Annotated in this window: 17 protein-coding genes; 4 read left to right on the plus strand and 13 right to left on the minus strand. The window is 69.8% G+C overall.

Annotated features, from left to right (window positions below):
• Positions 1-20: 20 nt before the first annotated feature.
• From ACTWQO_RS03160 to trhA, 4 genes are all read right to left on the minus strand, one after another.
• Positions 21-752 carry a Mut7-C RNAse domain-containing protein gene (locus tag ACTWQO_RS03160; RefSeq protein ID WP_443235630.1) on the minus strand — a complete coding sequence of 244 codons (732 nt, stop codon included), beginning with the start codon at positions 750-752 and terminating at the stop codon, positions 21-23.
• Positions 753-785: 33 nt separating this feature from the next.
• Positions 786-1,415, minus strand: coding sequence for a TetR/AcrR family transcriptional regulator (locus tag ACTWQO_RS03165; protein ID WP_443235631.1), 630 nt, complete (start codon positions 1,413-1,415; stop codon positions 786-788).
• 5 nt (positions 1,416-1,420) lie between these two features.
• Positions 1,421-2,968: an MFS transporter gene (locus tag ACTWQO_RS03170; RefSeq protein ID WP_443235632.1), complete on the minus strand. Its 1,548-nt coding sequence runs from the start codon at positions 2,966-2,968 to the stop codon at positions 1,421-1,423.
• A 124-nt stretch (positions 2,969-3,092) separates the two neighbouring features.
• Positions 3,093-3,806 carry a PAQR family membrane homeostasis protein TrhA gene (gene trhA / locus ACTWQO_RS03175; protein WP_443235633.1) on the minus strand — a complete coding sequence of 238 codons (714 nt, stop codon included), beginning with the start codon at positions 3,804-3,806 and terminating at the stop codon, positions 3,093-3,095.
• Positions 3,807-4,143: 337 nt separating this feature from the next.
• Here trhA and ACTWQO_RS03180 point away from each other — a divergent pair, with 337 nt between their 5' ends.
• Positions 4,144-5,967, plus strand: a complete 1,824-nt coding sequence (locus ACTWQO_RS03180; protein ID WP_443235634.1) for a phosphoenolpyruvate carboxykinase (GTP) — start codon at positions 4,144-4,146, stop codon at positions 5,965-5,967.
• A 97-nt stretch (positions 5,968-6,064) separates the two neighbouring features.
• On the opposite strand, the gene ACTWQO_RS03185 is transcribed toward ACTWQO_RS03180, so the two are convergent.
• The 7 genes from ACTWQO_RS03185 to ACTWQO_RS03215 all read right to left on the minus strand — a co-directional run bounded on the left by ACTWQO_RS03185 (position 6,065) and on the right by ACTWQO_RS03215 (position 12,955).
• The gene (locus ACTWQO_RS03185) at positions 6,065-6,667 is read right to left on the minus strand and encodes a hypothetical protein (RefSeq protein WP_443235635.1); all 603 of its coding nucleotides are present in this window, start codon (positions 6,665-6,667) and stop codon (positions 6,065-6,067) included.
• Positions 6,654-8,210, minus strand: a complete 1,557-nt coding sequence (locus ACTWQO_RS03190) for a substrate-binding and vWA domain-containing protein (RefSeq protein WP_443235636.1) — start codon at positions 8,208-8,210, stop codon at positions 6,654-6,656. Before ACTWQO_RS03190 ends, ACTWQO_RS03185 begins: the two co-directional genes overlap by 14 nt.
• Positions 8,207-9,382 (minus strand): toxic anion resistance protein, encoded by a 1,176-nt coding sequence (locus ACTWQO_RS03195; protein WP_443235637.1) that lies wholly within the window; start codon positions 9,380-9,382, stop codon positions 8,207-8,209. Before ACTWQO_RS03195 ends, ACTWQO_RS03190 begins: the two co-directional genes overlap by 4 nt.
• Positions 9,383-9,397: 15 nt before the next feature.
• On the minus strand, positions 9,398-10,462 hold the full coding sequence (locus ACTWQO_RS03200) for a substrate-binding domain-containing protein (RefSeq protein WP_443235638.1): 1,065 nt from the start codon (positions 10,460-10,462) through the stop codon (positions 9,398-9,400).
• 96 nt (positions 10,463-10,558) lie between these two features.
• Positions 10,559-11,143, minus strand: a complete 585-nt coding sequence (locus ACTWQO_RS03205) for a Uma2 family endonuclease (RefSeq protein WP_443235639.1) — start codon at positions 11,141-11,143, stop codon at positions 10,559-10,561.
• A 78-nt stretch (positions 11,144-11,221) separates the two neighbouring features.
• Positions 11,222-11,641, minus strand: a complete 420-nt coding sequence (locus ACTWQO_RS03210) for an SCO4983 family protein (protein WP_443235640.1) — start codon at positions 11,639-11,641, stop codon at positions 11,222-11,224.
• Positions 11,642-11,743: 102 nt separating this feature from the next.
• Complete coding sequence (locus ACTWQO_RS03215) at positions 11,744-12,955, minus strand: pyridoxal phosphate-dependent aminotransferase (RefSeq protein WP_210577058.1); 1,212 nt, start codon at positions 12,953-12,955, stop codon at positions 11,744-11,746.
• A gap of 126 nt (positions 12,956-13,081) precedes the next feature.
• On the opposite strand from ACTWQO_RS03215, the gene ACTWQO_RS03220 reads away from it, so the two are divergent.
• The 3 genes from ACTWQO_RS03220 (at position 13,082) to ACTWQO_RS03230 (ending at position 16,181) form a co-directional block, all read left to right on the plus strand.
• Entirely contained in the window at positions 13,082-13,726 is a 645-nt protein-coding gene (locus tag ACTWQO_RS03220) for a hypothetical protein (protein WP_443235641.1), read from the plus strand.
• A 102-nt stretch (positions 13,727-13,828) separates the two neighbouring features.
• A complete protein-coding gene (locus ACTWQO_RS03225) occupies positions 13,829-15,031 on the plus strand; it encodes a sialidase family protein (RefSeq protein ID WP_443235642.1) in 1,203 nt (400 codons plus the stop codon).
• A gap of 223 nt (positions 15,032-15,254) precedes the next feature.
• Positions 15,255-16,181: a S1 family peptidase gene (locus ACTWQO_RS03230; protein ID WP_443235643.1), complete on the plus strand. Its 927-nt coding sequence runs from the start codon at positions 15,255-15,257 to the stop codon at positions 16,179-16,181.
• 15 nt (positions 16,182-16,196) lie between these two features.
• Here the strand turns inward: ACTWQO_RS03230 and ACTWQO_RS03235 are convergent, their stop codons facing one another.
• Both ACTWQO_RS03235 and ACTWQO_RS03240 read right to left on the minus strand, forming a co-directional pair.
• Positions 16,197-17,816 (minus strand): N-acyl-D-amino-acid deacylase family protein, encoded by a 1,620-nt coding sequence (locus ACTWQO_RS03235; protein ID WP_443235644.1) that lies wholly within the window; start codon positions 17,814-17,816, stop codon positions 16,197-16,199.
• An 11-nt stretch (positions 17,817-17,827) separates the two neighbouring features.
• Positions 17,828-19,093 carry an amino acid deaminase gene (locus tag ACTWQO_RS03240; RefSeq protein ID WP_443235645.1) on the minus strand — a complete coding sequence of 422 codons (1,266 nt, stop codon included), beginning with the start codon at positions 19,091-19,093 and terminating at the stop codon, positions 17,828-17,830.
• Positions 19,094-19,179: the final 86 nt, after the last annotated feature.

Below are 19,179 nucleotides of genomic sequence, written 5' to 3' on the forward strand. Positions count from 1 at the left end.
AGTTCCCCACAACCCGTCCATCAACGGCGCTCCGAGCGCAGCGTAAGCGCCCGCTCCACGATGGCCTCCAGCTGTTCGTGGTGCGCGCCCTTCCAGTAGGCGCGCCCGCACTCCTCGCACTGGGCGAACACGTCGTACGACCGATGCGTCCCGTGCTGCAACTGGTCCGCGACCTCGGCCTTGGTGGCCTTCTTCAGCAGGCCGTTGCACGCGGTGCACCGGGTCCAGGGCCGCAGCTCGGGGCGGAACCGGTCGAGGATGTCGGGGAGCTGGTCATCGGGGCGGGTGCTGTAGACATACGCGCCGGCCCACAGCTCCCGGCGCCGCAGCAGACCCCGGTCACGGCTCAGCATGACCCGCTTCTCGGCGGCCGAGCGCGCCGCCAGCGCCCCGTCGCCGATGTCCGTCGACTCGTACGCCGTGTCCACGCCGAGCAGGCGGAGCCGGCGGGCGAGGGTGCCGAGATGGACGTCGAGGAGGAAGCGCAGGGGAGCGCCGGGGACCTGCTGGGGGCGCTCGACGGGCAGGACCCGCACCGCGTCGCCGGCCTTCGGAACGTACGACACCGGCACCGCGCGGCCGTCCACGACGAGTGCGCCGACCTCGGTCAGCGGGACGCCGAGGGACTCGACGACATGGCCGAGGGTGGAGACGCCGTCGGTGGCCAGCGGGGTGGCACCACGGCGTCGGGCCTGCGGGACGAACAGGACCAGTCCGGGGTCGAATTCGACGTGGATCTCGGGACCGTTCACCTGGCCAGGATGGCACGTGGGAGGCGGGTGGCCTCAGGCGTTTTTCGGGGGGAGGCCGTGCGCGAAGACGTCCATCGCGCGGTCGACCAGGTCTTCGAGTTCGTCCTCGAAGTCGTTCTCCGCCCAGTACTGCGAGACCTGCGTCAGCCCGCCGATCAGGGACATCGCGTAGACGCGCACCTCCAGATCGTCGGCGGCGCGGCCGGTGCGCTCCGCGATGACCCGGCGCAGCAGCTCGGCGGTGATGGACATGCTCTCGATCATCCGGGAGCGCACGGCCGGCACCTGGACCAGCAGATGCGACCGCAGCCGGGTCACCTCGGGCTCCTCGGCCATGGCGAGGACGATGCCCGTCTTCAGCGCGTACCGCAGCGAGTCCAGCCAGGGCTCGTCCGCGGGCCGCCGCAGTAGCTCCTCCTCGATCAGCGGGTCGTACTCGTCCGTGAGGACGATGTCCTCCTTGGTCGGGAAGTAGCGGAAGACGGTCGACGGCGAGACCTCGGCGCGGTCGGCGATCTGCTCGATCGTGGTGGCGTCGTACCCCTGCTCCTGGATCAGCTCGTACGTCGCCGTGCGGATCGCCATCCGGGTCTTGATCTTCTTCCGCTCGCGGAGCCCCGGTCGGGGGCGGTCGGCGGAGGTGGAGGTACGTGCGGCCGTCATGGTGGTCATTGTCGGGCATCCTCCTGGGGAGCGGCCACGGGCGGGGCGGGCTCCTTCTCCGACTCGGGGGCGCCGGGCAGGAACGCGGCAGCGAGCAGTGCCGATACGAGCGCGGCGATCCCGCACACCAGCAGGACCAGGCCCATGCCGTGGACGTACGCGCTGTTCGCGGACGCGATGAGGTCGGCCGAGCCCGTCCGTTCGGCGACGACATGCGCCGCGACCACGGACTCCCCGGCGGTGTCGGCGGCCGGGGCGGGCAGGCCGGTGACGTCGAGCCGGTCGCGGAAGACGCCCGAGAGCAGGCTGCCGAGCAGGGCGATGCCGAGCGCGGCGCCGACCTGGCGCAGCGTCATCAGCAGCCCCGAGCCGCTGCCCGCACGGTCACGGGGGAGGGTGCCGAGGGCGCCGGACATGGCCGGGATCACGGAGAAGCCGAAGCCGACGCCGGTGATGGAGAGCCACAGCGCGGTGAAGCCGTAGCCGGAGTCCACCGTCGTACGACTGCCCAGCAGCGCGGCGAAGGCCAGCACCACCAGGCCCGCGCTCACCACCGCCCGCGCCCCGAACCGGGCGATCACCGGCTGGGCGGCCCGGGTGGCGACGAGGAGACCGCCCATCATCGGCAGCAGCCGCACGCCGGTGCCGAGGGCGTCGTGGCCAAGGACGGCCTGGAGATAGGGCGGCAGCACGAACAGCAGGCCGGAGAGGATGAACATCACCAGCGTGGCGGCCAGGGTGTTGAAGAGGAAGCCGCGGTGGCCGAGCAGCGCCATGTCGAGCATCGGGCGCTCCGCCCGCCGCTCGCGCACCACCAGACCCGCGATGAGCAGCAGGGCCGCGCCGGACATGCCGAGGACCAGCGGGTCGCCCCAGCCGCGCACGGGAGCCTCGATGATCGCGTAGATGAGGGCGCCGAGCCCGGCCGCGGTGAGCGCGGTGGAGACCGTGTCGACCTTGGGGGAGGCGGGGTCCCGGGTCTCCGGGAGCAGGAAGACGCAGGCGGCGATGCCGATCGCAGCCATCGGCACGTTGACGAGGAAGACCGAGCCCCACCAGAAGTGGTCGAGCAGCCAGCCGCCGATGATCGGCCCGAGCGGCAGTCCGAGCGCGGACGCCGCGGACATGATGCCGACGGCCTTGGTGCGCTCCTCCGGTGCGAACAGCGCGGGCAGGACGGACAGCGCGAGCGGCGTGACCAGTGCCGCGCCGACGCCCATGACCGCGCGGGCCACGATCACCCAGGTCACATCGCCGGCCAGGGCGCCGATGACCGACCCGGCGAGGAAGATGCCGAGCCCGGTGATCAGCATCAGCCGCCGTCCGAACCGGTCGCCGAGCAGTCCGGCGGGGAGCATCAGCGCCGCGAAGACGACGACGTACGCGTCCGCCATCCACTGCTGCTCGCCGGTGCTGGCGCCGAGGTCGGCCGCCATGGTCGGCAGCGCCACGTTGAGGATCGTCATGTCGAAGCCGAGCGTGAGCATGCTCGCGACCAGGGCGGCGAGGGCCCACCAGCGGCGAGGGTCTGGAGCCGGGGTGACAGTAGCCATGAAATGAGAGTAACTCTCAAAAGATGGCAGCTGTCAATGTGTGGCTGTCCATGCGCCCGGTGTGCGGGCATGAAAAATGGCCGCGGCTTGAAGCCGCGGCCACTGCGATGAACTCCCCGAAGGGCTATGCGTGCTGGTACGCCACCAGTGAGATCCCCACGTAGTGCACCACGAACGCCGCCAGCGTGAAGGAGTGGAAGACCTCGTGGAAGCCGAACCACCGCGGTGACGGGTTGGGGCGCTTGATGCCGTAGATCACGCCACCCGCGCTGTAGAGGAGGCCGCCCACGATCACCAGGACCAGCACGGCGATACCGCCGGCGCGCATGAAGTCCGGGAGGAAGAAGACCGCCGCCCAGCCCATCGCGATATAGCAGGGCGTGTAGAGCCAGCGCGGGGCGCCGACCCAGAACACCCGGAACAGGATGCCCGCGAGCGCGGCCCCCCAGATGCCCCACAGCAGCACCTGCCCCTTGCCGCCGGGCAGCAGGAGCATCGTCAGCGGGGTGTAGGTGCCGGCGATGATCAGGAAGATGTTGGCGTGATCCAGCCGCCGCAGGATGCCGTCCATTCGGGGGCTCCAGTTGCCCCGGTGGTACAGCGCGCTGACTCCGAACAGCAGGCAGGCCGTCAGGACGTAGATGCCGCAGGCGATGCGGCCTCTCGGTGAGTCGGCGAGGGCGGTCAGCACCAGACCCGAGATGAGCACGGCCGGAAACATGCCGAGATGCAGCCAGCCCCGAAGCTTGGGCTTAATTGGATGCGGCAGTGTGAGCGCGTGAGGACGGTGGCCGTCGGCCGGCGTGTCCAGGGGCGCGTCGGAGGCGGACGCAGTCATGCAGGGCATCGTACCTACGTAACCGTAAGTTACGTAGGCGTCTGCCTGAATGGCCCGCACGGAGTGGCCATCGTCTCAGGGGAGTTGGCGCCCCCCGTGTGCATGGTCACGCAAAGAGACGGTCTGCTGAACCCAACGTGCACGTAAAGCGACCGGTTCAAGCGTGGCGATGCTCACTCCGCTCACCTGTGACGCCCTCTGGACAGATGGGCACTCCCGTCGGATGATCAAATGAGTGCGGTCGGCACCGGATGAGCGCCAGCCAGTCCGCTGGGATGCATCCGGGTCGCAGCCCCCACGGGGCCTCCAACCACAAATCCCTCATCTAGGAGCAATCGTGGCGCGCGACATCGCGGCTCCCCCCGTCGTTCCCACCCACCACAAGGAACTGGTCTCGTGGGTGAACGAGATCGCTGAACTGACGCAGCCGGACAGCGTGGTCTGGTGTGACGGATCCGAAGCCGAGTACGAGCGACTGTGCGAGGAGCTCGTGGCCAAGGGCACCTTCAAGAGGCTCGACCCGATCAAGCGCCCCAACTCGTACTACGCGGCCTCCGACCCGACCGATGTCGCCCGGGTCGAGGACCGCACCTTCATCTGCTCCGAGAAGGAAGAGGACGCGGGCCCGACCAACCACTGGAAGGCCCCCGCCGAGATGCGGGACGTCTTCGCCGGCGAGAAGGGCCTGTTCCGCGGCTCCATGCGCGGCCGGACCATGTACGTCGTGCCCTTCTGCATGGGCCCGCTGGGCTCGCCGCTGTCCGCGATCGGCGTCGAGATCACCGATTCGGCGTACGTCGCCGTCTCCATGCGCACGATGACCCGGATGGGGCAGCCGGTCCTCGACGAGCTGGGCTCCGAGGGCTTCTTCGTGAAGGCCGTCCACTCGCTGGGCGCCCCGCTGGCCGAGGGGGAGGCGGACGTGGCCTGGCCGTGCAACCAGACCAAGTACATCTCCCACTTCCCGGAGTCCCGCGAGATCTGGTCCTACGGCTCCGGCTACGGCGGCAACGCCCTGCTCGGCAAGAAGTGCTACGCCCTGCGCATCGCCTCCGTCATGGCCCGCGACGAGGGCTGGCTCGCCGAGCACATGCTGATCCTCAAGCTCACGCCGCCGCAGGGTGCGTCCAAGTACGTCGCGGCGGCCTTCCCGAGCGCCTGTGGCAAGACCAACCTCGCCATGCTGGAGCCGACGATCTCCGGCTGGACGGTCGAGACGATCGGCGACGACATCGCCTGGATGCGGTTCGGCGAGGACGGCCGGCTGTACGCCATCAACCCCGAGGCCGGCTTCTTCGGCGTCGCGCCCGGCACCGGTGAGCACACCAACGCCAACGCGATGAAGACGCTGTGGGGCAACTCCGTCTTCACCAACGTCGCCCTCACCGACGACAACGACATCTGGTGGGAGGGCATGACGGAGGAGACCCCGGCCCACCTCACCGACTGGAAGGGCCGGGACTGGACGCCGGAGTCCGCGGAGCCCGCCGCCCACCCCAACGCCCGCTTCACCGTCCCCGCCTCGCAGTGCCCGATCATCGCGCCCGAGTGGGAGGACCCCAAGGGCGTGCCGATCTCCGCGATCCTCTTCGGCGGGCGGCGCGCCACGGCCGTACCGCTGGTGACGGAGTCCTTCGACTGGAACCACGGTGTCTTCCTCGGTGCGAACGTCGCCAGCGAGAAGACCGCCGCCGCCGAGGGCAAGGTCGGTGAGCTGCGGCGGGATCCCTTCGCCATGCTGCCGTTCTGCGGGTACAACATGGGCGACTACATGGGGCACTGGGTCGAGGTCGCCAAGGACAAGGACCCGGCCAAGCTGCCGAAGATCTACTACGTCAACTGGTTCCGCAAGAACGACCAGGGCAAGTTCGTCTGGCCCGGCTTCGGTGAGAACAGCCGTGTCCTGAAGTGGATCGTGGAGCGGCTGGAGGGCAAGGCCGAGGGTGTGGAGACGCCGATCGGCATTCTTCCGGCGAAGGGTGCGCTGGACACGGACGGGCTTGAACTGGGCGAGGAGGAGCTGGACTTCCTGCTCACCGTGGACAAGGAGGTCTGGCGCGAGGAGGCGGCGCTGGTTCCCGAGCACCTGAATACCTTCGGTGAGCACACGCCGAAGGAGCTGTGGGACGAGTACCGGGGGTTGGTGGAGCGGCTGGGCTGAGGGTCCCGTTCGCCGTTGGCGGGTGCGGGTGCGGGTGCGGGTGCGGGTGCGGGTGCGTGGGGGCTGGTCGCGCAGTTCCCCGCGCCCCTAAAGGGCGCTACTGCTGGCGGTCTTCCAAGTAGCGGGTGTGGGTTTCCTGTCTGCGGGCCTCCGCCTCCCTGAGGGTTGCCGCCAAGTTCTGGGCTTCCTTCTTCAGGAAGCCCAGTTGGCGTTCGAGGTGGAGTTCGGGGGAGTCGGTGCCGGGGGACATCCGGGTCCACCAGCGGGTTCGGGCGAAGGTGTCCACGGCCTCGGGGAGGTCGCGGCGGACTATGCGGGAGAGGGCGTGGACGGCCTCCGGGTCGTGGGCGAGCAGCTCCTTGCTCCAGCCGTGGTCCAGCAGGGCGGTGAGCAGCTCGGTCAGTTCGCGGAGGCGGGCCGCGGCTGTGACCGACAGGTCGATGTCCGTCAGGTAGCCGCGGAGTTTGTCGAAGTCCTGCCGCAGTTCGTCCAGTTGGGCGGACGGGTCCGGGAAGTCCGGCAGGGGCGGTCGCTCCGGTGGGGCGATCAGCGCGCCCGCGCCGTACAGGCCGGCGACGACCACCGGCCAGTACGGGCCCGCGACCCCGGTGAAGGTGAGGACGACGCCCGCCAGCCCGCACGCGCTGCCCGCGATGTTCTTGCGGGACTCCAGGTATCCGAAGAATCTACTGGTAGCCACGGATCTCCTCGAAGGCGCCGTCCAGTGAGCCCTTCTGGGCGTCGAAGAGGCGGCCGCCGGTCAGTTCGGCGATGTGTTCCAGTTCTGAGCGGTCGGAGTCGCCGAAGAGGATGGGGAAGACGGGGATCTCCTTGCTGTCCCGGTCGAGCCCGGCGTAGAAGGCGTCGAACTCGGAGGCCTTCGCGCCGGTCGTGTTCTCGCCGTCCGTCATCAGCACGATCGACGTGAACGTGTCGCGGTCGGTGCCGAGATGGTCGTACGCCTTCTCCAGTGAGGTGAAGATCGCGGTGTCGCCCTCGGCGGTGAGTGCCCCGGTGTCCTGGCGGATCGCGTCGAGTCCGATCTGCGGGTCGGCCGGGTCGACGACGTGGGTGCGCACGCTCTTCACGTCGGAGCCGAAGGGCATGAGGGTGACTTCCTCGCGGTCCCGGAAGTCGCCGGTGAGAGACGTGAGGGCCTGCTTCAGGTCGGCGAGCCGGTCGCCCTCCATGGAGCCGGAGGTGTCGAGGACGTAGACGGTCCGGGACGGGCGGCGCAGCTCGTTCTCGTACGAGTCGAGGAGGCCGTCGGCGACGGACTGGCTGCCGGGGAAGGGCAGTTCGCGGCGTCGGTCGGTGTCGAGTCCGGCGGCGGGTTGTACGTCGGCGACGACGGGCCGGCGGTGGGTGCGCTCGGTGATCGCGCGCTGGGTCTCCGGCGTGCGCAGGGCCTCGGTGAGGCGGCGGACGTCGTCGCGGGTCTCGGCGTTCGTGGCCGCGAGGGAGGAGAGGGGGTAGTCGGCGGTGACGACGCCGTCGCGCGGGCGGATCACGGTCAGGCCCGGGATGCCCTTGAGGACGGACTCGTAGTTGAGGAGCGCGTCGACGTCCCCGCGCCGGTCGTAGGCCGCCGCCAGCCAGCCCGACGAACCCGACGTCAGCTTCTGCCCCTTGAAGAACTCCTTCAGCCGCGGGGTCGCCTTGCTGACATCCGCGTCGGTGAGGGCGGACTGGGCGCCGGAGAGCGCGGAGGCGACGGAGACGAGCGTCGAGAAGCCGGAGTTGGAGCGGGCCGGGTCGGTCATGCCGTACGTCAGTTTCCCGTCCTGCACGGCCTGCTCGACCTGGGACCAGGTGACGTCCGCGGGCTTCCAGCCGAGTTCCTCGACGGTCGCCGGCTTGACGCCGATGGCGACCGGGCTGGACATGACGGGCGTCTCCGACACGACCTTCTTCGCCGCGTCGGGCCGTAGCCGCAGATAGTCGTTGGAGGACAGCCACAGCGCGTCGAACTGGCCGTCCGCCTTCCCCTTCGCCAGCAGATCCACGGCGTCCAGGGTGCCCATGTATGTCGGCCGGACCTTGATGCCGGTGTCCTTCTCGACCTGTTCGAGGACCGGAGTCATGTCGCTCAGCTCACTGGAGGCGAGGACGCGGAGGGTGCCCGGCTCGGCGGGTCCGGGAACGCCGGGCGTCGGGAAGTCTGTCTGGTCTCCCTGCGTGGTGCAGGCGGTCAGCAGGGCGGCAGCCGCGGCGAGGACGGCTATACCCGTACGGCGTCTCATGAGAGCCCTCCTTCGAGCGCGCCCTGTGAGCGGCTGCGCTCCAAGTAGGCGCTGGCGTGCTGCAGTTCGGAGGTGAGGGACTCCACGGTCGACGCCATCGCCTCGGTGGCCTGCACCTTGTAGCTGTCGATGGCGTCGAGGGTGCGGTAGATCTGCTGGAAGGCGGTGCGCAGGGTCTCCGCGCCGACGGCCGGGTCGGCGGCGATGCGCTGGATCTCGCCGCTCTGCGTGGCCAGCATCTCCGCGTTGCCCCGGATGAGGTCCTCGGTGGTGCCGCGCAAGGCGTTGACCTGGTCGACGACCTTCTTCTGGTTGTCGAGCGCGGAGGCGAGCATCACCGAGATGCGCAGCGCCGAGACGGTGGTCGTGGCGGCCCGGTCGACGCCCTTGATCAGCTCCTCGTTGTTGCGTCGTACGACGTCCATGGCGAGGTAGCCCTGCGCGCACACCGCGAGCTGGGTGAGCAGGTCCTGGTGCTTCTGCCGGACGGGGAAGAGCACATCGGCACGGAGACTGTCGGCCTGCTGCGGATCGGTCGCTTCCACCCCGCCGATGTGCTGCTCGACGGCCGCGTCCAGGGCCTCGGTGAGGACGACGTACTCCTGGAGCTTGCCCATCGTCTCCCACAGGCGGACGCGCTCGGTCTGCAACGCGGCGTTGTCGCGGCGCAGTTCGTCCTGGCCGCCGCGCAGCGAGCCCACGATCTTGTTGAGCGTGTTCTGCGAGGAGGCGTACTTGGCGACGTGGTCGCGAAGCTTGTTGCCGCCGGGCAGCTTGGACAGGAACTTGCGGCCCTTGCTCGCGGGCAGGTCACGCGGGTCCAGGTCCTCCACCACCCGCCGCAGCTCGACGAGCGAGCCCGCCACCTTCGACTGGGCGTCGCCGCCCTTGTCGGGGAGGCTGCGCACCGTGCGCTCCAGCATCCGGTTGGACTGGGCGGCGGCGCTGCGCATCTCGCCCGCGCCGAGGTTGGTGATCTCCCCGACCTTGCCGGCGAACTCGGGCGAGCGCGCGTCGAGGGAGGCGAGTCCCTCGATGTAGGCGGAAGCCTTGTTCGCCATGTCGTTGCGGACGCTGTCGTCGACGGGCACGAGCCCGCCGGCCTTCTCCCGCGGCACGGCGGCGACGGGCTCGGGCGGAGTGAGGACGAACGTGTCGTCGTTGCTGGTCATGTACTGCTTCCCCCCTTATCCGCGCGCCCGTCGCGCCAGCTCGTGCAGCACCTTGGAGGTGGGCACGGGCGCCTGGCGGACGCCGGTCAGTTCGTGCTTGAGGTAGGTGGTGTCCGCGGCGAACTCGGTGGCCTCGCCCTGCGGGCGGAACCCGTGCCGGACCTCCAGCTTGCGCAACTGCGGGTCCGTGGAGAGGAGTTCGGCGAGGGCCTTGCCGTTGTCGGTGAGCGGTACGACCGTGTGGTCGCTGTTGACCGTGGTGTCCGGGTAGAGGACGACCAGGTCGTCCGGCTGCTGCCCCTCCGTCAGCAGGGAGGCGACCTGGGACTCGTAGACCACGACTAGCGGGTTGCCGGCGCCGCTGACGAAGTCCCGGAAGACGGCGTCACTGCTGGACTGCTGGGCGCCCTGCACGCTGACCAGCTTGTGCAGCAGCGGGGCGGTGCGGTCGATCTCGGTGCCGGAGGCGACGACCTTTCCGCCGTTCTCGACGTAGGAGGCGGCGGCGAGGTAGAGGGCGCCGGAGTTGGAGGTCTCGGGGTCGGTGCTGGACAGATACAGGGTGCCCGTCAGCTCTCCGTACTTGGCGGCGCCCTTGAGCTGCTGCCAGGTGCGGTCGTCACGGGCGGCGTCCAGATACGCGCTCATCTTCAGCGTGCCCCGGTGCGACTCGTCCAGCGTGGCGAGCCCGTTCGCCTTGAGCACCTCGGCGGCGTTCTTGTGCGCCACGACGACGAGGGGGGAGTAGAAGGGGCGCGGAAGGGTTCCCGACACCTTGTACTTCGCGGCCAGTTCGACGGCCGGTGCCTGGCTCGACGGCAGCGCGAGGTCGTACCCCTTGAGGTCAAGCCCTTCCATGGCCCAGGACCCGGAGGTCTCGGCCTGCACGGTGTAGCCCTTGGCGGCAAGGGCGTCCACCACCTCGGGATCGGCGAAGAACTCTGCCTTCTCCGACCCGATCACCGCGCGCACGGTCTTCGTTGCCGTGCCCTTGTCCTCGCCTTGTCGGCCTGCCAGGACGGCTGCCACCACTCCGCCGATCAGCAGAACCGCGAGGAAGATTCCTGCGATACGTCTCACGCCCGGAGCGTGCTCGCGGAATCCAACGTTCCCCGGCTGTGAGGGTGAACGGGGGGTGTAGTGCCGGTCCCGGTACGGAACGGGAGGGGCTTGCCGTCAGCCCGTACCGTTCCCGGCCTTGCCGTAGCGGCGGAAGGCCGAAGTCTCCACCGTCCAGGGACCGAACGGCACCGAGTCTCCGTAGATGTACGGCTCCTTGCTGCCGTAGCGGTTCTTGCACGGGTCCGAATGCACCTCGATGGTGCCGGTGCGCGGATCGACGATCATGTAGTGGGCGATGCCCATGGCGGGGTACTCGGTGAGCTTCTCGCCGTAGTCGTTGTCCGGGTTGGACGGCGAGACGATCTCGATGACCGCCAGTACGTGAGTGGCGTCGACCGCGAGGCCCTCCTCGTCGAGGACGTCCTCGGGGATGACGACGGCGTCGGGGCGGCGCATGCGAGCGAGCGCGGGGTGCTCGATCTCGGGGCCGGGCACGCAGCCGTAACCAGGGTGCGTGCTGAGAAGCTGTGCGTCCAGCTGCTTGCAGATGCGGCGAATGGTGCCCTCGTGGCGTTTCGACGGGCACATCATCGCCAGTATCGGGCCGGACGGGCCGATCTCGACGGACCAAGCTCCTTCGAGCTGCTCGGCGTAGGCCCCGAGTTCCTCGGCGATCGCGCGCATCTTCGCGTACTCCATGCCTTCAGAGTACGGAAAACGTGGCGCCCGGTCCGCGCGTCGCTGCGGGTGCACGCGGACCGGGGCCGTTCGGGGGGATCAGCCGACGCCGGTCAGTTTCTGGGGCTCGGCCAGCGCGGCGGCATGCGCGTCCATGCGCTCGGCGGCCAGAATCGCCGCCGCCGTATCGGCGCGGGCCGCGGCGACGACGAGCGCGCGTCCCGCGAGGCGGTGCGCGCGCCGGTGCAGGGACGTGGCCTGCGGTCGGCCGGCAGCAGGCAGTGCCCGCACTGTCGCCCCACCTCGCAGTCGGCTCACCTGCTCCACGAGCCGCTCCGCAGCCGTGTCCAGATCGCCGGACGGCGCCTGCGCGCGCAGTTCGTCGGTGATCGCGAGGAGCGCGGCGAGATGGCCCGCGAGCTGGATGTCCAGCTCCTCCTCACGGGACCGGTGGGGGTAGTCCGAGGACGTGCCGGCCATCGAGCTGTGGACCGACTGGGTGCGGATCGGTTCGTACATGGGGATGGCCTCCTGTGCTCTGACAGAAGTCATCCTAGCTTAGATTTCGTCTAAAGTTGAGCGATTCACAGAACCGGATCACGCATCCACACAGCGTGAGCGTCAGGTCTGGCTGTAGCCGTCCAGGAAGTTTCCGATCCGCCCCACCGCATCCCGCAGATCCCCGACCGTCGGCAGCGTCACCACCCGGAAGTGGTCCTGCTCGGGCCAGTTGAAGCCGGTGCCCTGGACGACCATGATCTTCTCGCGCCGGAGCAGGTCCAGGACCATCCGCCGGTCGTCCCTGATCTTGAAGACCTTGGGGTCGAGCCGCGGGAACAGATACAGCGCCCCCTTCGGCTTCACGCACGTCACACCCGGGATCTGCGTCAGCAGCTCATACGCCACGTCCCGCTGCTCGCGCAGCCGCCCGCCCGGCAGCACCAGGTCGTTGATGGTCTGCCGTCCGCTCAGCGCGGCGACCACCCCGTGCTGCCCCGGCATGTTCGCGCACAGCCGCATGTTCGCCAGGATCGTCAGACCCTCGATGTAGGAGTCGGCGTGCGCGCGCGGACCCGAGATCGACATCCAGCCGACCCGGTAGCCGGCCACCCGGTACGCCTTCGACATGCCGTTGAAGGTGAGCGTCAGCAGGTCCGGGGCCACGGCCGCGGTCGGCGTGTGCGTGGCGCCGTCGTAGAGGATCTTGTCGTAGATCTCGTCGGAGCAGACCAGCAGATTGTGCCGGCGGGCGATGTCGGTCAGGCCCTTGAGCACGGCCTCGTCGTAGACCGCGCCGGTCGGGTTGTTCGGGTTGATGATCACGATCGCCTTGGTGCGGTCGGTGACCTTCCGTTCGATGTCCGCGAGGTCGGGCATCCAGTCGGACTGCTCGTCGCAGCGGTAGTGGACGGCCGTACCGCCGGAGAGTGAGACGGCTGCCGTCCACAGCGGGTAGTCAGGAGCCGGGACCAGCACCTCGTCCCCGTCGTCCAGCAGCCCCTGCATCGCCATCACGATCAGCTCGGAGACGCCGTTGCCGATGAAGACGTGCTCGACGTCGGTCTCGATGCCGAGGGTCTGGTTGTGCATCACGACGGCCCGGCGCGCGGCGAGCAGGCCTTTCGCGTCGCCGTAGCCATGGGCCGACGACACATTGCGGAGGATGTCCTCCAGGATCTCGGGCGGGCACTCGAAGCCGAACGCCGCCGGGTTGCCCGTGTTCAGCTTGAGGATCCGATGCCCGGCCGCCTCAAGCCGCATCGCCTCCTCGAGCACCGGGCCCCGGATCTCGTAACAGACGTTGGCGAGCTTGGTCGACTGGATCACCTGCATGTCAGGGAGCTTACGGCCCGGTAACGCGGTCGCGGCCGTGTTTTCCGCCACGTGAGACGGGCGGGTTTGAGCTGTTATCGCCGGTAGCTGTCTCAAGGGCCCCATGGGTCCCTAGAATCCACGGTCATGTCCAGGCCATCGGAACAGGGAAGCGCGCACCCGGAGGGCGGCGACCCTCGAAGACCGCCGAACGTGTACCTCCCGCAGGCTCCGCCGTCCCCGGTCTACGACGCCTACGCCGACCCGGCGGCCGCGCACGGCTGGCATGACACCGCCTTCGACGACACGGCCCAGTTGCCTCCGGTGGCGGCCGACGTACCCGCGGAGCGGTCGGGTCACCGCGGCCGGCACCGGCCGCTCGGCTTCCGCTCGCGCCGCGTGATGGTCGCCGCCGGTGCGGCGGGTGCCGTCTCGGTGGCCGTCGTGATCGCCGCGTTCTCCTTCTCCGGGTCGCCGTCGGGCGGGACGCGGGGCGGGCCGGAGCGGAGCGGCGCCACGGCCGGTGACTCCGAGCCGTCCACGGGCACGGAGTCGTCCCCGGGGACGCTCGCCGACCGGCCGGGGTCCTCCGGTGCGGCCTCCCCGCGTACGAGCGCTTCGCCGAGCGCCACCGCGACCGCAGACGTCTCCGGCAGCGCGCGGGAGCCCTCGACCGCCACCACGAGTACGACCCCACCGAGTTCCACTGCCACGAGCACCTCGGCTGCCGCCCCCAGTTACTCCCGGGACCACCCCGGAAAGGGACAGGGGAACACCAAGAAGCCGGATTGAGGGGACGGTGCACCAAGACACGGAGGGCGCTGTGGCCTGGTTCTCCGAAAACCCGACCTGAGGAGAACAGTGAGCCGTCCTGTCCTGAGCCGCCGTTTATCCGTGCTCGGCGCTGCCGCGATCGTCATCGCCGCGCTGGTCGTCGTCGCCCGGCCCAAGGCGGATCGAGCCGACAGTGCAGATGCCGAGCCGGAGCGAAGATGTGCGTCCTCGGTGCCGTACGCCTCGGGCGCGGGAGGCTACGCCAGTTACCGCATACCCGCCGTCGTCCGGACCTCCGCCGGGACCTTGCTCGCCTTCGCTGAAGGGCGGTCAGGTGGCAAGGAGGACCACGGCGACATCGACATCGTGCTCAGGCGGTCGAGCGACGGTGGGTGCACGTGGGGGCAACTGCAGGTCGTAGCGGCGGGCGAGGGGGACACCCGGGGCAATCCGGCGCCCGTCGTCGATCCCCGGACCGGGAACGTCGTGCTCGTCACCTCTTACCACAGTGGTGACGTCACCGAAGCGCAGATCCTGCGCGGTGAGGCCACGGACGAGCAGGGGCGCCGGGTCTTCGTGCAGACGAGCAAGGACGACGGGCAGTCCTTCTCCGCAGCGCGGGAGATCACGTCGGCAGTGAAGCGGCCCGGCTGGCGCTGGTACGCCACGGGGCCGGGCCATGCCGTCGCGCTGACACGGGGGGACCACGCGGGGCGACTGGTCGTGCCCGCCAACCACTCCTCCGCGCCGCCCTCGGGGTCGCCGGACACCGGCCAGGAGCCCAAGTACTACGGGGCGCACGCGATCTACAGCGACGACGGAGGGCGGTCCTGGCGCCTCGGTTTCGTCGAGGACGCGTATGAGGGCGTGCACAACGCCAACGAGTCGACGGCGGCTCAGCTGCCGGACGGGCGGCTGTACTTCAATGCCAGGAACCAGAAGGGGACGAGCCCGGGGAACCGCCTGGACGCCTATTCCAGTGATGGGGGCGCGGGCCTTGACCGAGGGTATGCGGAGCAGAGTTCGCTGAACGACGTGCCCTTGGTCGAGGGCAGTGTGCTGCAACTGGCGGGGGAGGGTGGGAACTTGCTGTTCTCGGGGCCCTCTGTGCCGACCGACCGTGCGGCGATGGCGCTGTGGAGCAGTGCGGACGGGGGACGGTCCTTCGGCAAGATGCTGACCCTGTCCTCGCGGAAGGCCGCGTACTCGGACCTTGTGCAGGCCGATGCCGAGACCGTGGGGATCCTGTACGAAACGGGCGTCGAGACGGCGTACGAAATGATCGAGTTCCGGCGCGTCCCGTTGCGGGAGTTGGGCGCGTGAGCCCTGGGTGTGCCGGATGTGGTGACCTGACCGCCCTCCCGTGAACGTCCTGCGCCGCCGGCCCAACACCCCCGCCCCGCCGTGATAGGGAAACCCCTACGGACTGAACTGGCCAGTAAGCAAGTCCTTGTCCGCACCCCCCTCGTGAGTGAGGATGTGCATGACAACAATGCGGGTGGCCGGAGATTCTTCGGTCACCTTCTCCGTATGAGGGGACCCCCACATGAGAAAACCTCTGGTCGTCGGGCTCTGCGCCCTGGCCCTCGCCGGGCTGGGCGCGACTCCCGCGGTCGCGGTCGAGCCCACCCCCACGGGCTCGGTCACGGGCGGGGAACCGGACACGCTCTCGGGCGCGGTCCACGACGTGGTCACGTCCGCCACGTCGAGCGTCTCCCGGCTCACGGCGCCGAAGGCGCAGGCGGTCACCTTCGCCGGCACCGTCGCGCTGAGCAACTGCTCCGGCTCGGTCGTCCGGTTCCCGGACTCGGAGGACAACGACCCGGCGCTGGTGATGTCCAACGGCCACTGCCTGGAGTCCGGCTTCCCCGAGCCCGGCGAGGTCATCGTCGACCAGGCCTCCAGCCGCACCTTCGGCCTGCTGAACTCCGCCGGTTCCCGCGTCGCGACGCTGCGGGCCAGCAAGATCGCGTACGCGACGATGACCGACACGGACGTCTCGATGTACCAGCTGACCACCACCTACGGTGCGATCAAGAGCTCGTACGGCATAGACCCGCTGACGATCAGCGAAGCGCGCCCCACCGCCGGCACCGCCATCACCGTCGTCTCCGGCTACTGGAAGCAGACGTACGCCTGCGACATCGACGGCTTCGCCCACCAGCTCAAGGAGGGCGACTGGACCTGGAAGGACTCGGTCCGTTACACCGACTCCTGCGACACCATCGGGGGCACCTCGGGCTCGCCGGTGGTCGACAACGCGACCGGTCAGGTCGTCGCCGTCAACAACACCCTCAACGAGGACGGCGCGCGCTGCACCGTGAACAACCCCTGCGAGGTCGCCGAGAACGGCACGGTCACCGTCCACACGGGCATCGGCTACGGCCAGCAGACCTACCAGATGGCGCCCTGCTTCGGCGTCGACAACAAGCTCGACCTGAGCGCGAGCGGCTGCACCCTGCCCAAGCCGTAGAGCAAGGGGCCCAACTCAAGCGAGGGCGGGCGGAGTTCCACGGACCGCCCGCCCCGCGAGTACGTCCGTCCGCCGCCCGTCCTCGATCACGAACCGGCCGTCGATCAGGACGTACGGAATCCCCGTCGGGAGGGCCCGCGGCCGGTCGAAGGTCGAGCCCGCCGCCACCGTCGCCGGGTCGAACAGCACCAGGTCCGCCCGGTAGCCCTCGCGGACCAGGCCCCGGTCCGGCAGTCGCAGCCGCGCGGCCGGGCGCGAGGTCAGGTGGGCGACACACTCCTCCAGGGACAGCACGCCCAACTCCCGTACGTACCGGCCGAGATACTGCGGGAACGTCCCGTACGCGCGCGGATGCGGCTTCGTCCCCTGGAGGATGCCGTCCGAGCCGCCCGTGTGGACGGGGTGCCGCATGATCGCGCGGACGTTCTCCTCGTGACCCACGTGCTGAAGGATCGTCGAACCGAGCCGGTCCTCCAGCAGCAGACGCCGGGCGGTCACCCAAGGTGCCTCGCCGCGCAGGTCCGCCGACTCCTGGACCGTACGGCCCACATAGTCGTCGAGGCCGGGCCCGCTCACGCCCGAGATCTCGATCGTGTCCCACTCGATCGGCACGCCATGGCACCCGTCCGCGCCCACGACCTCCATGTGATGGCGGATCCGCTCGGCCGTCTCGTCGTCCGCGAGCCGCTTGAGGATCGCCTCCGGGCCGCCCTCGCTCGCCCAGCTCGGCAGCATGGCGACCAGGGTGGTGCAGCCGGGTGTGTAGGGGTACGTGTCGAGGCTGATGTCGGCTCCGGCGGCCAGCGCGTCGTCCAGCAGCGTCAGCAGCTCGGGCGCCCGGCCCTTGTTCACGCCGAAGTTCATGGTGGCGTGGGCGAGATGGAGGGAGCAGCCCGCATCCCGGGTGAGGGCGACCATCTCCTCGTACGCCTGAAGGGCGCCCGCGCCGTAGGAGCGGTGGTGCGGGCAGTAGTAGCCGCCGTACTCCGCCACCACCCGGCACAGCTCGGTCAGTTCGGCGTCCTTGGCGTACATGCCGGGGGTGTAGGTGAGCCCCGACGACATGCCGACCGCGCCCTGCCGCATGCCCTCCGCGACCAACTGCCGCATACGGTCCAGCTCTTCGGGCGTGGCCTCCCGGTCCTCCCAGCCGACGGCGAGCATCCGGACCGTGCCCTGGGGGATGAGATACGCGGCGTTCACCGCGATCCCGCGATCCAGCCGGTCCAGATACTCGCCCACCGACCGCCAGTCGAAGTCGATGTCGTCGCCGTTGCCGTTCCAGCCGGTGATCGCACGGCGCACCTCCGCGAGCGTGCGGTCGTCGACCGGCGCGTACGACAGCCCGTCCTGGCCGATGACTTCGAGCGTGACTCCCTGTGCGGCCTTGGCGCTGTGGTCGGGGTCGCGGAGCAGGGCGAGATCGCTGTGGGCGTGCATGTCGATGAAGCCGGGGGAGAGGACGAGCCCCTCGGCATCCAACTCCCGGGTCGCCTTGGGTCGTTGACAGCCCGCCGCCGCGGCCTCCTTGACGATGGACACGATCCTGCCGTCGTCGACGACCACATCGGCGCGGTACGCGGGCGCGCCCGAGCCGTCGACCACGTCCGCGTCACGGATGACGAGATCTGCCATGACCGGGCCTCCTAGAAGAACGTACGGATGTAGTCGACGACCGTCCCGTCCGCCTCCGCGACCGGGATCAGCTGCCACTTGTCGAAGGACGTGCACGGGTGCGACAGGCCCATGCCCAGCCAGTCGCCCACGTCGAGATCGGCCTCCGGGGCCGTGCGGAGCCACGCGTGCTGGTCGGAGAGACCCGTGACCTCGATGCCGGTCGCCGGGCGCTCGGTGCCGTCCCGCCGCACGACCTGCGCGAAGGGCAGATCCAGGTCGTACGCCGCGTCCCGCTTGCCCGCGTTGGCGAAGGCCTGCTCGGGCGAGGGGCGGGAGACGATCTGCGTCCACAGGCGGAACGCGGGCTCCAGCGCGCCCTCCTCGGGGACACGGGTGAAGGGCGTCAGCTTGCGGTAGTGGCCGTCGTCGTGCGAGACGTAGGCGCCCGAGCGCAGCAACTTCAGTACGGGACCGCCGAGTTCCGGGATCGCGGAGAAGACGTCGGCCACCGCGTCGAACCAGGCGCTGCCGCCGGCGCTGACGACGATCTCGTCCGTGCCCTTGAACCGCCCCGCCTCGTCGAAGTCGACGGCCAGCGCGACGAGCCGCCGCAGCCAGGCGCGCACCCGCTCCGGATCGGCCTGCGGGACCTCGCCCTCGTACCCCGCGACACCGACCAGACGCAGGGTGCGGGTGGCGGCCACGGCGTCCGCGACCGCCGCGCACTCCGCCTCCGTACGCACGCCGGTACGGGCGCCCTCACCGGCGGCGAGCTCGACGACGACGTCCAGCGGGCGTTCCGCACCCCGCAGCGCGGTGTCCATCTGCTCGACGCCGCGCACGGAGTCGACGTAGCAGATGAACCGGAAGTCCGGGTCCGAGGCCAGCTCGGCGGCGATCCACCGCAGAGCCGCCGGGTCCACCACCTCATTGGCCAGGAAGATCCGCTCAATGCCGAACGCCCGCGCCACGCGCACCTGGTGCGGCACGGCGAGGGTGATGCCCCAGGCGCCGTGCTCGATCTGGCGCTGGAAGAGCTGCGGGGCCATGGACGTCTTGCCGTGCGGGGCGAAGGCGAGACCGTGGCGGATCGTGTACGACTCCATGAGCGCGAGATTGTGTTCCAGCCGCTCGGCGGAGAGGGCGAGCACGGGCGTGGCGAAACCGCCGGTGAAGAGGTTGCGGCGCTGGGCCGTCAGCTCGGCGACGGTCAGGCCGCCGGCGTCCGGCGGGAGGCCCTTGAAGCGGTGGTCGACACGTTCCTCGGCCAGGCGGGCGAGCGCTTCAACGGCCATCGGGCCTCCCTGATCGGCAGCGTTGCATGCTTTGCAACGTTCATTGCGTATGTCGCTAACCGCTGTCTAACATCTCGGCCAACGCG

The sequence above is a fragment of the Streptomyces sp. 4N124 genome (assembly GCF_052245395.1).
Classification (GTDB): domain Bacteria; phylum Actinomycetota; class Actinomycetes; order Streptomycetales; family Streptomycetaceae; genus Streptomyces.

Coding starts and splice junctions, on each gene's coding strand:
- ACTWQO_RS03165 (WP_443235631.1), bottom strand. CDS start 1,415: ATGACGGCCGCACGTACCTCCACCTCCGCCGACCGCCCCCGACCGGGG.
- ACTWQO_RS03170 (WP_443235632.1), bottom strand. CDS start 2,968: ATGGCTACTGTCACCCCGGCTCCAGACCCTCGCCGCTGGTGGGCCCTC.
- trhA (WP_443235633.1), bottom strand. CDS start 3,806: ATGACTGCGTCCGCCTCCGACGCGCCCCTGGACACGCCGGCCGACGGC.
- ACTWQO_RS03190 (WP_443235636.1), bottom strand. CDS start 8,210: ATGAGACGCCGTACGGGTATAGCCGTCCTCGCCGCGGCTGCCGCCCTG.
- ACTWQO_RS03195 (WP_443235637.1), bottom strand. CDS start 9,382: ATGACCAGCAACGACGACACGTTCGTCCTCACTCCGCCCGAGCCCGTC.
- ACTWQO_RS03205 (WP_443235639.1), bottom strand. CDS start 11,143: ATGGAGTACGCGAAGATGCGCGCGATCGCCGAGGAACTCGGGGCCTAC.
- ACTWQO_RS03210 (WP_443235640.1), bottom strand. CDS start 11,641: ATGTACGAACCGATCCGCACCCAGTCGGTCCACAGCTCGATGGCCGGC.
- ACTWQO_RS03215 (WP_210577058.1), bottom strand. CDS start 12,955: ATGCAGGTGATCCAGTCGACCAAGCTCGCCAACGTCTGTTACGAGATC.
- ACTWQO_RS03220 (WP_443235641.1), top strand. CDS start 13,082: ATGTCCAGGCCATCGGAACAGGGAAGCGCGCACCCGGAGGGCGGCGAC.
- ACTWQO_RS03230 (WP_443235643.1), top strand. CDS start 15,255: ATGAGAAAACCTCTGGTCGTCGGGCTCTGCGCCCTGGCCCTCGCCGGG.
- ACTWQO_RS03235 (WP_443235644.1), bottom strand. CDS start 17,816: ATGGCAGATCTCGTCATCCGTGACGCGGACGTGGTCGACGGCTCGGGC.
- ACTWQO_RS03240 (WP_443235645.1), bottom strand. CDS start 19,093: ATGGCCGTTGAAGCGCTCGCCCGCCTGGCCGAGGAACGTGTCGACCAC.